Source organism: Marinomonas sp. 15G6-16, from assembly GCF_055809555.1.
The window spans coordinates 517413-532705 of sequence record NZ_CM147916.1; the positions used below are offsets into that span (position 1 = coordinate 517413).

At 41.9% G+C, this 15293-nt stretch carries 15 protein-coding genes; 11 read left to right on the top strand and 4 right to left on the bottom strand.

What is annotated here, in order from left to right; all coding sequences use genetic code 11:
- Window positions 1–150: 150 nt before the first annotated feature.
- The 7 genes from AC0L46_RS02505 to AC0L46_RS02535 all read left to right on the top strand — a co-directional run bounded on the left by AC0L46_RS02505 (window position 151) and on the right by AC0L46_RS02535 (window position 7389).
- Window positions 151–1146, top strand: coding sequence for an ABC transporter substrate-binding protein (locus tag AC0L46_RS02505; RefSeq protein WP_473505499.1), 996 nt, complete (start codon window positions 151–153; stop codon window positions 1144–1146).
- Between the two features lie 5 nt (window positions 1147–1151).
- On the top strand, window positions 1152–1961 hold the full coding sequence (locus AC0L46_RS02510; RefSeq protein ID WP_473505501.1) for an ABC transporter ATP-binding protein: 810 nt from the start codon (window positions 1152–1154) through the stop codon (window positions 1959–1961).
- Window positions 1939–2730, top strand: a complete 792-nt coding sequence (locus AC0L46_RS02515) for an ABC transporter permease (RefSeq protein ID WP_414682443.1) — start codon at window positions 1939–1941, stop codon at window positions 2728–2730. The genes AC0L46_RS02510 and AC0L46_RS02515 overlap by 23 nt, the downstream gene beginning before the upstream one ends.
- Window positions 2731–2741: 11 nt before the next feature.
- Window positions 2742–3218: a nucleoside deaminase gene (locus AC0L46_RS02520; RefSeq protein ID WP_473505503.1), complete on the top strand. Its 477-nt coding sequence runs from the start codon at window positions 2742–2744 to the stop codon at window positions 3216–3218.
- Between the two features lie 241 nt (window positions 3219–3459).
- The gene (gene guaD, locus AC0L46_RS02525; protein WP_473505505.1) at window positions 3460–4830 is read left to right on the top strand and encodes a guanine deaminase; all 1371 of its coding nucleotides are present in this window, start codon (window positions 3460–3462) and stop codon (window positions 4828–4830) included.
- A 42-nt stretch (window positions 4831–4872) separates the two neighbouring features.
- Window positions 4873–6228 carry a uracil-xanthine permease family protein gene (locus AC0L46_RS02530; protein WP_473505507.1) on the top strand — a complete coding sequence of 452 codons (1356 nt, stop codon included), beginning with the start codon at window positions 4873–4875 and terminating at the stop codon, window positions 6226–6228.
- Between the two features lie 123 nt (window positions 6229–6351).
- Window positions 6352–7389: an isopenicillin N synthase family dioxygenase gene (locus tag AC0L46_RS02535; protein WP_473505509.1), complete on the top strand. Its 1038-nt coding sequence runs from the start codon at window positions 6352–6354 to the stop codon at window positions 7387–7389.
- A 54-nt stretch (window positions 7390–7443) separates the two neighbouring features.
- On the opposite strand, the gene AC0L46_RS02540 is transcribed toward AC0L46_RS02535, so the two are convergent.
- From AC0L46_RS02540 to uraD, 4 genes are all read right to left on the bottom strand, one after another.
- The gene (locus AC0L46_RS02540; RefSeq protein WP_317004347.1) at window positions 7444–7653 is read right to left on the bottom strand and encodes a hypothetical protein; all 210 of its coding nucleotides are present in this window, start codon (window positions 7651–7653) and stop codon (window positions 7444–7446) included.
- Between the two features lie 106 nt (window positions 7654–7759).
- A complete protein-coding gene (locus AC0L46_RS02545) occupies window positions 7760–8284 on the bottom strand; it encodes a hypothetical protein (RefSeq protein WP_473505511.1) in 525 nt (174 codons plus the stop codon).
- Window positions 8253–9236 carry a YHYH protein gene (locus tag AC0L46_RS02550; RefSeq protein WP_473505513.1) on the bottom strand — a complete coding sequence of 328 codons (984 nt, stop codon included), beginning with the start codon at window positions 9234–9236 and terminating at the stop codon, window positions 8253–8255. The genes AC0L46_RS02545 and AC0L46_RS02550 overlap by 32 nt, the downstream gene beginning before the upstream one ends.
- Before the next feature lie 158 nt (window positions 9237–9394).
- Window positions 9395–9916 carry a 2-oxo-4-hydroxy-4-carboxy-5-ureidoimidazoline decarboxylase gene (gene uraD, locus AC0L46_RS02555; protein WP_414680791.1) on the bottom strand — a complete coding sequence of 174 codons (522 nt, stop codon included), beginning with the start codon at window positions 9914–9916 and terminating at the stop codon, window positions 9395–9397.
- Between the two features lie 208 nt (window positions 9917–10124).
- Here uraD and uraH point away from each other — a divergent pair, with 208 nt between their 5' ends.
- From uraH to AC0L46_RS02575, 4 genes are all read left to right on the top strand, one after another.
- Window positions 10125–10481, top strand: a complete 357-nt coding sequence (gene uraH, locus AC0L46_RS02560; RefSeq protein ID WP_473505516.1) for a hydroxyisourate hydrolase — start codon at window positions 10125–10127, stop codon at window positions 10479–10481.
- 215 nt (window positions 10482–10696) lie between these two features.
- Window positions 10697–11851, top strand: coding sequence for an FAD-dependent urate hydroxylase HpxO (gene hpxO / locus AC0L46_RS02565; RefSeq protein ID WP_473505518.1), 1155 nt, complete (start codon window positions 10697–10699; stop codon window positions 11849–11851).
- 282 nt (window positions 11852–12133) lie between these two features.
- Window positions 12134–14014, top strand: a complete 1881-nt coding sequence (locus AC0L46_RS02570; protein ID WP_473505520.1) for a methyl-accepting chemotaxis protein — start codon at window positions 12134–12136, stop codon at window positions 14012–14014.
- Between the two features lie 116 nt (window positions 14015–14130).
- Window positions 14131–15291, top strand: a complete 1161-nt coding sequence (locus AC0L46_RS02575; RefSeq protein WP_473505522.1) for an MFS transporter — start codon at window positions 14131–14133, stop codon at window positions 15289–15291.
- The last annotated feature ends 2 nt before the right edge of the window (window positions 15292–15293 follow it).

A 15293-nucleotide genomic window follows, 5' to 3' on the forward strand; every position in this document is an offset into this window, starting at 1 on the left:
CAAAACCAGATAAAAAAGCGCCACAATATTACATAAATTCTAATAAGCCATTGTTTTTATTGAATTTATAAAAATTGGAACAAATGTTGCTAAATATAATTAGACTGAAACAAAAGATTCTAAACCCCCTCACTCTGTTGGAGACTTTTTATGAAAGCAGTAATGAAAACCACTCTTCGTCTTTCTTTATTAGCAGGCTTAGTTGCAAGTGCCTCAGCCATGGCTGCAGATAAGGTGACATTTCAATTAGATTGGTTACCTGGTGGCGACAAAGCTCCTGTTTATGTCGGTATCCAACAAGGCTTTTTTGCTGATGAAGATTTGGAAGTAAAAATTGCCAGCGGTCGTGGTTCTACCGATGCATTAACAAAAATGGCAACAGGCCAGTCTGACATAGGCAGCTCAGACATTGGCGCGTTAATGGCAGCAAAAGCACAAGACAATGTGCCTGTCGTGGCGGTTCTTCCTTACTTTACTCAAGCTCCTCACGCATTTTTCGTATTAAAAGACAGCGGTATCAGCTCCATTACAGATTTGAAAGGGAAAAAAGTAGCGACATCGCCTTTCACTTCTTCTAATGCTTTCTTACCTTTGGTGTTAAAACAAAATGGTTTGGCTGAAGATGACATTCAACTTGTGAAATCTGATCCAGGTGCATTGTCTCCAATGATGATCACAGGCAACGCAGATGCCATCATCGCATGGGTAACAAACACGGCTTTGTTTGAGTCTCAAGCCGCTGGTGCAGGCAAAGAAATCATCGAAATGCCTTGGTCAAACTCAGGTCTATCACTTTACAGTTCGTCTCTATTAGCCTCTGAGAAGTTCCTAGAAGAACGCCCTGATGTGGCAAAACGCTTCATCAAAGCATTCGCTAAATCAATCGAGTTCTCTTATAAATACCCAGAAAAAGCCGGTATCGACCTTCACGAAATGGTGCCAGAAGTGGATGCTGACATTGTTGCCGCTCAGCTGAAAAGCATCACCAACTTGGTTTATAACGATGTGACTGAGAAAGATGGTGTGGGCAAATTCGATCCAGCGCGCATTCAGCAAACATGGGAATACGTTGCTGAAGCAAATGGTCTATCTGAGACTTCATTAGACCCTCAAACTACTGTAAACACAGCCTTCACTCCGGAGTAATTCAGATGGACAATAAGCCTCTTGAGAGCGAAAGCTCAACAGGTTCAGCTTATGTCAGCATGAAAGGCGTGGGTCATAAATATGACCCACGCCCTGATGCGGCAATGGCTGTGCAAAATATTGATCTTGATATTCACAGACATGAATTTGTCTCTGTGGTTGGGCCTTCTGGTTGTGGTAAATCCACTCTATTACGCATGGTTGCAGGCTTGTTAATCCCTTCTCATGGGGAAGTGTCGGTTTTCAATCGTCCTGTTACTGAACCTCGTGATGACGTAGGCATTGTGTTTCAGAAAGCAAACCTTCTGCCTTGGCTAACTGTACGCAAAAATGTCCTTTTCCCACTCAAACATAAATATGGCAGCTACAGCGCTTCGGACGAAAGAAGAGCCAACGAGCTCCTTGCAATGGCAGGTTTAACGCAATTCGCAGACAAGATGCCAGACGAGCTATCAGGCGGCATGCAGCAACGTGTTGGTATCGTTCGCGCTTTGCTATTGAACCCTGACATTCTATTAATGGATGAGCCTTTCTCTGCATTGGACGCGTTGACCCGAGAGCAAATTGGTTTTGATTTGTTGGACATCTGGAAATCTCAACCAAAAACCGTGCTCTTTATCACTCACTCCATTACTGAAGCCGTTCTTTTGTCTGACCGCATTTTGGTTATGAGCAAACGTCCTGGCACGGTTCTGGATTTAATTGAGGTTGATTTACCCCGTCCGCGTTCACAGCAAACCATTAACTCAACACGTTTTGCTGAATTAACTGATTTAATCCGAGGATATATTTATGAACCAAACACTCCCGCTTAAGTCTTGGTTAAAATATCAGGTAAACCGTTTTGCGCCTGCCTTGTTTTTTATCGGCTTGGTTATCCTATGGGAAATCATCTGCGTGGTTGGCAAAGTGCCTAATTACATTTTGCCTTCCCCTTCTGCCATTGTGACAGCTTTTTTCAATGTGGAATTTTCCCGTTGGATGACGCACCTTTGGGCAACGCTTCGTGTGGCATTAATGGGGTTTGCTTTATCTATCGCCATTGCTTTGCCGTTATCGATTGGCATGATGCGCTCTGAGTTGATGAATCGAATCCTCTACCCTGCTTTGATTGTGATCCAATCAACGCCTGTGGTTGCAGTTGCACCTTTGATTATTGTGTTGCTTGGTACGGATGATCCTTCTCGCGTTTTGATTACTTGTTTGATCACCTTCTTCCCATTGGTGGTTTCCACTACAACAGGCATGCTAGAAACGCCGCCAGAAATGGTTGAGTTAAGCCAATCTCTACGCGCTCCACGTTATCGTGAAACTTGGCAAATTCGTATTCCGTATGCGATTCCGCACATTTTCAGTGGTTTGCGTGTTTCCATCACTTTGGCAATTATTGGTGCAGTTGTAGCTGAATTCGTGGCAGCTGAAGAAGGTTTGGGGTATTTCATCCAGTTCTCCACCTCTTTCTTTAAGATTCCACAAGCTTTCGCAGGCTTAATCTTCTTATCTGTTATCAGTTTGCTTTTATTCAAATCGGTTCAGTGGATTCAAATGTGGCTCTTCCCTTGGAGCCTACCTAAGAAAAAATAACAGGCAATATCATGAGTTTAAACGAAAAAGACGCAAAATTTCTCCGTCAGAGCTTTGCTCTGGCGGACGAAGCTAAACAACAAGGCATTCACCCTTTCGCTGCTATTTTGGTGGACGATCAAGAAAATGTGCTTATGTCGCAAGTAAATGGTTATTTACCTGATTTAGACATGACAGGACACGCTGAACGTATTCTTATGACACGCGCCAGTAAAGCTCATCGTCCTGACTTTCTTGCCAAATGCACTATGTACGTTTCGGCAGAACCTTGTGCTATGTGTGCAGGCTCGGCTTATTGGGCGGGATTGGGACGTTTAGTTTACGGACTTAGCGAAGCAAGCCTTAAAAAAATCACGGGGAATCATCCAGAAAACCCAACGCTGGATTTACCTTGTCGCGCGGTATTTGACTCAGGCCAACGGAAAGTCGAAGTCATCGGCCCTTGTCTTGAAGAAGAAGCGGCGGAGTTACACAAAGACTTTTGGTAAAAGCATTCATACGGTTTTCTAATTAAAAAAACGTATGGGCATTGAAACACTTCACATCTCTTTTTTATGTGTTCAAAAGAAATGAATAATAGACTTCAAAATAATGCAATGCCTGTACAAGATATGTAAAAAAAGCAGTGAAACTGGCACATTAATTAATTAACTAAATAGGTCGATTTTTAGCACATATAAATAACACTAAAAAAACATTCACGATACAAGTAGAGAATGAGAAAACCAGATGAGCAAGTACACTCAAGTATTCAAAGGAACAGCTTTTACGAGTAAAAATTCGAAAGATATTCTTATTTTAAAAGAGCATCTTTTTTGTATTAATGAAAATGGCATGATTGAAAAAGTGCTTTCACCAAAAGACGCTGACTATCAAGCTATACTCAGTGCACATCAGGGAAAGCCTTATTTTCACCAACTAGAATCAGGGCAATATTTTTTACCTGGCTTTGTTGATACACATGTTCACGCCCCACAATGGGCTCAGTCTGGAACCGCTTTAGATATTCCACTTTATGATTGGCTAAATACATACACTTTTCCCATTGAATCTAAGTTTTCCGATTTAACATTCGCTAAAAAAGTATATGACGACCTAGTGAGTACATTACTCGCAAATGGCACAACGACATCCCTTTATTTTGCTACGGTCCACAAAGAAGCCAGTTTATTACTTGCTGAAATATGCGCAGAAAAAGGACAGCGTGGATTAGTCGGAAAAGTCGTGATGGATGACCCTGAACAAAACCCATCATTCTACCGAGATGTCGATAGTGAAACCGCCTTAGCTGACACAGAAGAGTTTATTTTAGCGGTTAAAACATTAGCAAAATCAACCAAACAAGGGGTTTACCCTGTTGTCACTCCTCGCTTCATTCCAAGTTGTACCGATGCAGCTTTGAGAGGATTAGGGGAATTAGCCTCGAAATACGATACGCATATTCAGTCCCATTGTAGTGAGAGTGATTGGGCACATAACCATGTACAAGATAGGTTTCAAAAAAATGATGCGTTTGCATTAAATGATTTTGGTCTCTTAAGTGATAAATCCGTGATGGCACACTGTAACTTTCTAGACGATGAAGACGCACACTTGTTCGCTAAAACCGGCACAGCAATAGGACATTGCCCTATTTCAAATGCGTATTTTGCCAACAGTGTCATTCCTATCTCACATTTACATGAAAAAGGTATCGATGTGGGACTAGGTTCGGACCTTTCTGGTGGTTTTTCTCCTAGCCTTTTCGACAATGCTAGGCAAGCAGTCATCTCATCTAGAATGCTAGAAGACGGCGTTAATCCAGCACTTTCAGCCGATCAGCGTGGCTTACCATCATCACGCATCACAATTAACAAAGCCTTTTATTTTGCTACTGCAGGTGGCGGTGCAAGCTTAAGCTTACCGATTGGCCGCCTAGAAGAAAATTATGCATGGGATATACAGATTATCGATACAAAAATCTCATCAGCAAAGTTACCTATTTTTAATTCTGACGAAGACTTAAACGACGTATTTCAGAAGATTATGTACCTAGCTCGCCCTGAAAATATTCAAGAGGTATGGGTTCAAGGTGAAAAAGTTCACTCACGTAAGTCATAAATTTCAGCAGCTATCCTATAAAAACCGGAGAGGAATATTTAGATGAACAGTCACACAGAAACCCATGATAAACATAACAACAATACACAGACACTAACCGTTTCACCTGATGACAAAGTATCATTGGGTCAGTCGGCCTTACTCGGTTTACAACATGTCATGGCGATGGATGTTTATGTAGTCCCTTTCCTTGTCGCTATGTTGATTGGCCTACAATCCGATCAGTCTTCTGCATTAATACAAGCTACTTTCATTGCTGCTGGGGTCGCTACAATTATTCAAACCTATTTTTGTATGAAATTACCAATAGCACAAGGGCCATCCTATGTTCCTATTGGAGCTATCATTGGGATATACGCAGCAAGTGGTGGCGGTGAATTAGGTTGGAGCTCTGTATTAGGTGCCAGTTTAGCGGGCGCCGCATTAGTAATCATTCTAGGTTTAACCGGTGTCTTTAATAAAGTAGTTAAAACGTTTGTTCCTCCTATTGTTGGAGGAACCATTATTTTTATCGTTGGCTTGACGTTAATGCCAATTGGTCTAAGCAATAACATTTACAGCAATATCGGCGGTACAATCGATCAAAACGTTTTATTGGGCTTAATTACTGCAACCGTTCTAATAATTTGCGTCATGCTGGGATCTGCTTTCCACAAGAATGGACGTGCTTTTCGCATCAGCTCTGTCATCATTGCATTAGCCGTTGGGTGTCTTTCTGCTGAATTTATGGGTGTCTTAGATTTGTCCTCTGTATCAAACGCAGGATGGTTCAGCTTCCCTCAACTTCCTTTTGCTGACTTTGGTTTTTCTTTTAATATTTCAGCCATTATTACGATGATAATCATCTATATTGTTTTGTTAGCTGAAACGACAGGGACATGGTTTGCAGTAAGTAATGCCATTGATCAACCTCTAACTGATAAGCAAATTAACCGTGGTGTTATCGGTGAAGGAATTGGCTGCTTCACTGCATCATTACTAGGTTCAACACCTGTTACAGGATATTCCACAAATGCTGGCATTATTTCCATCACAGGCATCGCAAGTCGTCGCGTGTTTATCGCTGCGGGAGTTTGGTTTGTATTATTCGGCTTCTCAGGAAAGTTGGCAGCACTCATTTCATCCATTCCCGCTGCCGTGATTGGTGGCGTATTCGTTATTGTTTGCGGCATCATTGCGATCAGTGGATTGAAAGTAATGAAGGACGAAAAGATCGGCGAAAAAGAAATGTATGTAATTGCCATCCCAATGATACTAACCTTAGCACTAACCCTAATTCCTAAGGATTTCTTATACTCTTTACCTTCTACAGTGCAGTATTTATTTAGCTCACCAATTGCTACAGCAGCGATAGCTGCAATCATTTTGAATAAAATACTGCCTAAAAATATCTTATAAAAAACCGAAAATTATTATTATCTAAAGTTAAAACTTAATTGAAATAGCTTTAAAAAAACGGAGTAGAAGCAGTCAGGCATTGCCAGGTCATTGCTCCATCAAACTTCATAATTGGAGGGAGCAATGACAAATACTACTCGTTTAACAGAAAATCAATCCACAGAAGCTCAGCTTAAAGAGCTGCAAAGAGAAGCCACTTTTGGTGGCGCAGGTGAAGACGCAGATGACCGTGAGGTTCGTGTCATCGACATGAGCGACTTTGAAAACCGTCGAGCAGAAATCACCGAGCAACTTTGGCTCGCCGCCACAGAGATTGGTTTCTTCCAACTTTCTAATCATGGTATTTCTAGCAAAGACATTGCAGCCGCTTTCGCGGAATCCGATCGTTTTTTCAAACTACCAGAGGCAATAAAGGCTCAATACCCAAGACCTAAAGGGGTGAATGCAGGATGGGAAAGTCGCAGCCAAATTCGCCCTTCAACAGGCACAAAAGACGAAAAAGAGTCTTACCAAATTACTCAATACCACATGGACAATTTGTGGCCTAGTGAAGAAGAATTACCAGATTTCCAAACCAATAGTTTGCGTTTTGAAAAACAATGTTGGGAAGTGGGTATGAAGGTACTCTCATGCTTTGCGGACAAGCTCGGTTTTGATCGAGACTTCTTCACCAAGGCTCACGATCCAAGCCAAGAAGATTACCAAAGTACCTTACGTTTATTGCACTATTTCCCTACAGAAGGTGTAACAAAACAAGGCAATATTTGGCGAGCTGGTGCTCATACGGATTTCGACTGCTTAACACTACTTTTCCAGCATGAAGGTCATGGTGGTTTACAAGTGTGCCCTGGCGCCGAAGCAGAGACAAAACGCTGGACGAATATTCCGCCGTTACCGAACGTCATTACGTGTAATATCGGTGACATGCTTATGCGCTGGAGCGATGACAAGCTCATCTCTAACTTACATAGAGTTCGCCTACCAAGAGTCGATGAATATTGTGGTAGCCGCCATTCTATCGCTTTCTTCTGCCAAGCTAATAAAGAGCAAATCATTCAAGGCCCAGAAAAGCATTATGAACCTATCAGTGCAGCAGATTTTTTAAGCCAACGGATTCAAGCTAACTTTGTTGATAAAGAAACAGGCAAGAAATCGAGTTGATTCCATAAAAAAAGGACTCTATTTGAGAGTCCTTTTTCATCCCGCCAAAACGAATTAAAGATTGATTCTATTTAGTTTTAACGACGCTTTATCTACATTTACCATTTTAGCTAATGCTTCTTGTAACTCATCCATATTGCTGTATTGAGTCGTTGGATCATATTCGTCTCTAAAATAGTGACCTTCTTTGTTAAATACTTGGCCAAGCTGAAACTTGTCACCCTTTTCACCACGCCCACAAATTAAATAGACATCAAGTTCCATAAATACTCCAACCGTCATCATAAATAAGAACGATTATTATACATATAGAAACAAGGTGAGAAAGACAAAGATCACTAGGGAAAGCTATTTTATAAGGAAACCTGTTTTATTCCGGTATAACAACTTTCACAACAGAGGAAATGGCCTTTCCCTTTTTTGCCCATTCACTGTGATTGTTCGCATTCAAGGTCACTTTCACCAAGTTTTCACCCGGCTTTAATACACTGGTCGGTAAATGGAACCAAGTAGAATAGACTCGAGCGTATTTAACGCCGTTTACATAAACATGAGCATGCCCTGAGTTATATTCAGGCTGACGATTAATGGCCGCTGGCGTGAACTCAAAATTACGCGCTAAGATTTGAATGTTAAACCCACCCATCACATCAGGAAACATTAGATGCGTCACTGATGGAACAGGAAGTGTCTCAGAGACAGGCAACAAAGGATGGTCGTGCATTTCCAGTGGATCAAGCATAGTGCTGTCAGACGTATTCATGACATTTTCAGCGCTTTGCTGTGAAGGCAAAAAAGTCATCACAGTCACAGCAATGGCCGCACCAATCACTAAATAGGCAATTCTTTCAATCATCGCAAACTCAGTGCTGTGGCGGCGGAGGTAGCGCTGCACGTAACGCTTCTTCTGTTACACCTAGCTTTTCTGCTGCATCTGCAAAGTTAGGCGGCATTTCCTGACCCAATGCTTGGCGGATTTCATCTTGCGTCACATTCAAAGCAACGGCTGCTTCAGAGAAGTCTGGCCCTTGTCCTTGCGGGTGACCTTGTTTAGCGAGATCACCGACATCGCCGTGGTAGCAATTAATCATGTAAGGCGCTTCATCGGCAGTTAAATGATAATGATAAATCCCTTCTGGAAATTCAGGTGTTGGACCAAAATGGCCACTGCATTCATCTAGATCATCATTGGTTACAATAGCGCCTGCTGTATCGTGATTTCCATAGACAGGGAATCCATCTTCCAATACACCAATCATTGTTGAATGCTGACCTTCTTGATCAAGCTCCCCAGTGATACACAAAGGAATACCGTGATAATGATAGTTGGTACCATCCACCAAGGTGTGTCCATTACATTCGTCCACAAAAGGAACATGATCATGAACAACATTGTCGTCTAATGCGGTGATAGAACGTTCCATATCTTCATAGTCATTGAAGATTTGTGCCCCCGTGATCGCCACGCCAATTCGCCCTAGTGTGGTGTCTGTTGTGCTTTCTATGTAAGTCGGTTGAGTGGTTATCGTGGTATCGACTTCTGTTTCTTGAAAGTATTCACTCGATTTTACGACAGTGAATTCCTCAGGCGCATTATCTGAAAATGGCATAGAACCTACATCATTGGGAATCAGATACTTTTCTGCAAAACCATGACTAGGAATCCCATTTGACTGGAAGCGAAAGGTATTTTCGTCATCATCAATGGTAATGGTGACATTGTCAGCCCAATTCGCATTGGCGACCGCTTGTGAAGTATCGACATTACTGCCAGACTTTAATTGCACAGCAGCAAAAGCCATGGCAACTGACGCAAGCGCAACGCCAAGGAGTACTTTTTGTTTCATTCAGTTAGATTCCAAATTTCATTGATTATAAGTTACTAAGAAATATACATAATTAAAAAGTAGACAATGTGAAGACTCACAACAAGAAATGAGAACAAACACACATTCTCTACGCATTTAATCGGGATTTAGAATACCAACTGACGCATGAGCGCTTTTTAAAAGTCAGCCAGGCGAAAGCCTGCAATCTTATGAACTTCATTTAACGCGCGATCAAACTCTGTTTGCCAGTCATTTGGCGTTCTTTTTTCAAATCCATCTAATATTTGATCTTTGGTTGCGCCTTTTACCGCCATGATAAAAGGAAAACCAAACTTACTGCGGTATTCGTCATTTAATTGAAGAAAGCGAGCCAATTCTTCATCGCTGCATTGATCCAAACCGGCACCAGCTTGCTCAGATTTTGATTCGTTAGTCATAGTACCCGCCAACGCTGCTTTTCCGGCTAAGTCTGGGTGAGCACGCAACAACATCAATTTTTGCTCATCTGTGCTTTGATCTACCACCTCTTTCATGGCGGCTTTAACTTTCTCGATGTCATCAAAATAGTCTTTTGGATGCTCGGCTTTTTGTCGCCACACTTGCTCAGCAACCCAAGGAGAGTGTTCATACACACTTCCAAATAAAGAAACAAAGTCCGCTTCGTCTAATGAATCAAACAAGACTTGTTCGTTTTGCATAATCGCTCTCCAACACCTAATAAAATACGGGGTAATCGCTCTTTCATTGCCATCGATCACTAAAAACTAGATAAAACAAATGGCACACATATTGATTATCATGAAACAATACTTTCATTGTTTGTTAATATCAAAAAATAATACACATAAAGTGTCTGCAAAAAACAGGCAAACTCTTTTTATGACATCACTTAGCTAAGGAAACATTATGGGCTACTTAACAACACATATTCTCGACACAACAAAAGGCATAGCAGCGGCTAATGTTGCAATACAGTTATTCAAGCACAATGCTGACGGCCAGCGTACTCTCATCCACAGCACAGTCTCAAATAGCGACGGCCGATGCGATAAGCCTTTACTAGAAGCTGACAACTTTACCGCTGGCGTTTATGAGCTAGAGTTCGCGATAGATGAATACTTCGCCAAGCAAGGTATTGAATCGAAAGAGCCAAGTTTCTTAAATACCGTTGTTATTCGCTTCGGCATCTCTGATGAAACAGCTCATTACCACATTCCTTTGTTGGTCTCGCCTTATTCGTACAGCACTTATCGCGGCAGCTAGCACTTATTACGCACCAAAAACAAACAAAGCACCAAAAAAGTTCATCAGACACATTAAAAACGGAAAATAGTCGCTTAACTAGCTTATCTTTGGAAAAGGATTTCCACTCCAAAAAGATCAATAAAACAAAGGTTTCACATTTTATTTTATGGTAACTTTTGTTTCATGGTACGCATTTTGCGTTTTAGATTGCAAATAGACACAGAGGAAATGACATGAAAGCATTAATCATTGGCGCTGGCATCGGCGGCATGACCGCAGCAGCGGCATTAAAACAACAAGGTATTGATTGTGAAATTTTTGAAGCCGTAAAAGAAATCAAACCTGTTGGTGCTGCCCTTTCTATTTGGTCTAACGGTGTGAAATGTATGAACCATTTAGGCATGGGTCATATTATGGATGAACTTGGTGGTCCGATGCATAACATGGCTTACCATGATGGTTTAAGTGGCGAAGTCATGACTCAATTCAGCCTTAGCCCATTAGTGGAAGCCGTTGGCGAACGTCCTTGCCCTGTTTCAAGAGCCGGATTGCAAAGCCAAATGATTGATTGGTGGGGCCGCGATAAGATCCAATTTGGAAAGCGCATTGAAAAAGTTGAGCAAACAGACACAAGCGTAACCGCATATTTCACCGATGGAAGCTCCGCTACGGGCGACTTTATGATTGCGGCAGACGGCACTCACTCCATTGTTCGAACCCATGTTTTAGGCTATCAAACTGAACGCCGTTACGCAGGATATGTAAACTGGAATGGTTTGGTTGATATCGATGAAAACATTGCTCTAGCTGACCAATGGACAACATTTGTAGGCGAAGGCAAACGTGTTTCCATCATGCCAATTGCTGGCGGACAATTTTACTTCTTCTTTGATGTGCCATTGCCTTTGGGCTTGGAAGAAGACAGATCCACAGTCGTTTCTGACCTAAAGGGTTATTTCGAAGATTGGGCAGAACCTGTGCAAACACTGATTGACGCCATTAATCCAGAAACAACCAATCGTATCGAAATCCATGACATCGAACCATTTGATACGCTCGTAAAAGGCAACATCGCTTTGCTTGGTGATTCTGCGCACAGCACAACACCAGACATCGGCCAAGGTGGTTGTTCCGCCATGGAAGACTCTGTTGTATTAGGAGAATGCTTCGCAGAAACAAAAGATATTGTCGCTGCTCTTAAAAGCTATGAAGAGAAACGTCGCTTCCGAGTGAAAGACCTAGTCTTAAAAGCTCGTAAACGATGCGATGTTACTCATGCCAAAGACCCAGAAGAAACGCAAGCTTGGTACGATGAGCTAAGAGTAGAGAAAGGTGACAACATTATTGAAGGGTTACGCAATACCATAATCAATGGTCCGCTGGGCTAAACAAGACTCAATATCAAATAACTAAAAAGGTGGGCACTTAAATAATGTTCACCTTTTTTATTTTGCTTTCTCTTTTAATTTCGCTCCCAAAACCTTTTCCTAAAAATACCTTAAACGCAACCATTTATAACCGCGTTCATTCTCAATTTTTCTTAGGAAATTAACGTCACTCTCGGGTATTTATAAATACATTTCATTTAGCCAATAAAAAACTACCTAACTCCATAATCACGCTATAAGATATAGCTACCCCCTAGCAAAACTGATAAGGAAACCACTTCTATGACGGCTAAAGGTAAATTACTTGGGTACATAGGCGCTTTGTTTGTATCTGCAATTTTAATTGTATCTATGACGGGCTACTTCAATTTCAAATCAGCATCTGACCAAAATGCTACCGAGAAATTAAAAATTGAATCCTTTCTTATTTCCAACGCAATAGATCAAAGGGTACAAAGGTACTTTGACAGCCTAGAAGCCATTCGAAATGATTTAGCCATCGACAAAACTGGCATCACGGATGTAGAACCAACCGTTAAAAAATTCCAAGAAATGAAGCAATCTCTTGACGTTTCCTCTGTTTATGTAGGCCTTGCCAGCGGCATAACCTATACAGAAAATGGAGAGCTAGCGAACTTTAACGCGAAAGACCTTAACCGAGAGTGGTTTAGACGAATCTTTGGCGGTGAAAAACGCATTATGACAACACCTTTTAATGCGGCGGATGGCACATTTTCAATGGCATTAGCCGTACCGATTTTACGAAACAATCAGGTGGTTTCGACTTTAAACATCAACCTACCCGTTGATGCCATCACTCGTTATGCGGCTAGCCTATCAGAACAAAACCAACTTATTGTCAGTCGATCTGATGGCTTTATCTTAGCTTCGCCAGATACTGAGAGTATCGGTAAAAACATCTTTGAATTCTCCCCAACATTTAAAGAATATTATGACAAAGAGGCCAGCCAACATACTTACAACTATCAGGGCGAAGATTACCTTGTTAGCAGTGCAAAAGTGGCATCTTTAGGCTGGACAGTTTGGGTGTGGAACAAAACCAGCGATATCAATGCGCCTTCGAATTCCAATCTGATCCAAGGTTTAACCTTATCCATTATTTTGATTTTGATCTCCCTCGCTATCATCTACTTAACTGTTGTTAAATTGATGTACAAACCGATTGGCGGTGAGCCAAAAGAAATTGAAGAACTTGTTAAGCGTGTTGCGAACGGTGATTTAACACTGAATACACAGGTGACAGGTCAAGAAACAGGGGTTTATGCAGCCACTATTTTGATGATCAATAACCTAAAATCGATTATCCGTAACATCGATAATGCGACTGGGCAGCTTAAATCTTCTTCAGACAAGGTTTCTGAATCAGCAACTAAAACAAACAAAAGCTCTGAAGATCAAATGGTGCAGTTAGAAAACACATCAACCGCCATGAATGAAATGACCATGACGGCTGAAGAAGTGGCACGCAACGCAGTACAAGCATCTTCTGCGGCAAAAGAGGCGAATCAGTTTTCTGATGAAGGTATCAAAGTCGTTAAAGAAATGAACGACGACATTGCCACTCTATTGTCTGGCATTGAGAAAGTAATGCTTGTTACTACGAAACTTGAACAAGAAACCCAAGGCATTGGCGCAATCCTAGAAGTTATCGATGCGATATCTGAGCAAACCAACCTACTGGCATTAAACGCAGCAATTGAAGCCGCTCGTGCTGGTGAACATGGTCGTGGCTTTGCCGTCGTTGCCGATGAAGTTCGTAACCTTGCTAACCGCACTAAAGAAAGCACAAACGAAATCCAAGGTGTGATTAGCAGCTTACAAGGCGAAGCAAAACGCTCTGTTCAGTTAATGAATAGCAACATGGAAGATGCGAAAACAACCGCGAGTAAATCAGACGATGCCAATAAAGCGCTGCAATCTATCAGACAATCTGTCTCTGTGATACAAGACATGAACGTCCAAATTGCAACCGCTGCCGAAGAACAAACCCACGTAGCGTCTGAAATTAACGTCAGCATTGTTTCCATTAACGACCTTGCTAAAGCAACTTATGAAAGTTCCAACAGCAACAAGAACATGGCATCTGACCTGACTAACTTAGCGCTAACATTAGACAAATCGGTAGATGTGTTTAAGTTATAAGTTCATGTTAAACAAATGAGCGTCTTTTAATTAAGGCGCTCTACTGCAACAGAGAAAACGCCACCTGTACAAAATATCGGTGGCGTTTTTTTACCTAAAAAGTCAAAGGATTACCTATGTTAGGCTTAACCGTTTGGGGCTTATCTCTTGGGCAAGCACTGTTAATTACAGGCAATATTTTGCTCGTTTCTGTAACCGCATTGGTTGGTAATAAAATCAGTCCATCAGCCGACCTTGCGACGGTTCCTGTAGCACTGCAATTCATCGGTCTAATGGGAGCAACCTTACCGGCTGCATTATTGGTACGCTTGCTCGGTCGAAAGAAAGTCTTCTTGATTGGCAATACCATCGGTTTATGTGGTGCCGCTCTGGCCTATTATGCTTTGAATCAAAGTGATTTTTGGTTGTTCAGCCTGTCCACTTTCTTACTTGGTGTTGCCATCGGCATTGGCCAGCAATATCGCTTCGCAGCGGTTGAAAACAGCCCAGAAGGTAAAGGCCCACAAGCCATTAGTTTGATCATGGGCGGCGGTGTATTGGCCGCTGTGCTTGGTCCTAACCTCGCCGTCTGGTCTGAATACATCATTCCTGACACTCAATATGTTGGTGCTTTTACAGCCTTATTTGTGCTTTATGCAATCACCACATTACTCGTCGCTGTTCTGCCATTGAAACCAGCCAGTCTTGAAGAGCAAACGGGCACTCCTCGCTCATACAAAGAACTACTTAGCCAGCCGCTATTGCTGGCATCCATTATCTCTGGAGCAATTGGTTACGCCGTCATGGTCTTGATTATGACAGCAACGCCACTTGCCATGCACAGTCATGGATTCCATTTCGGACACACGGCCAGTGTGATCCAATGGCACGTATTAGGCATGTTCGCTCCATCATTTTTCACAGGCCATTTAATTAAAAAATTCGGTACTAGCAACATTGTTCAAACAGGTTGCCTGTTACTGATTGCCTGCATTCTATTAAACCAATTTGGCACCTCTTACTGGTACTTTTGGACCGCATTAGTTTTTCTCGGCATCGGCTGGAATTTCACTTTTATCGGTGCAACCAACCTACTCACACAGACTTATCAACCAGCGGACAAGGCAAAAACTCAAGGCTTAAATGACTTTTTGGTATTTGGCTCTTCCGCCGTGGCAAGTATTCTTGCAGGCTATTGGCAGAGTTTATTCGGTTGGGAAGTCTTGAACTTATTAATGCTACCAGCGATTTTCATCGCTATGTTTGCTGTTTACCTCAGTATGAAACGATCAAAGTAAGT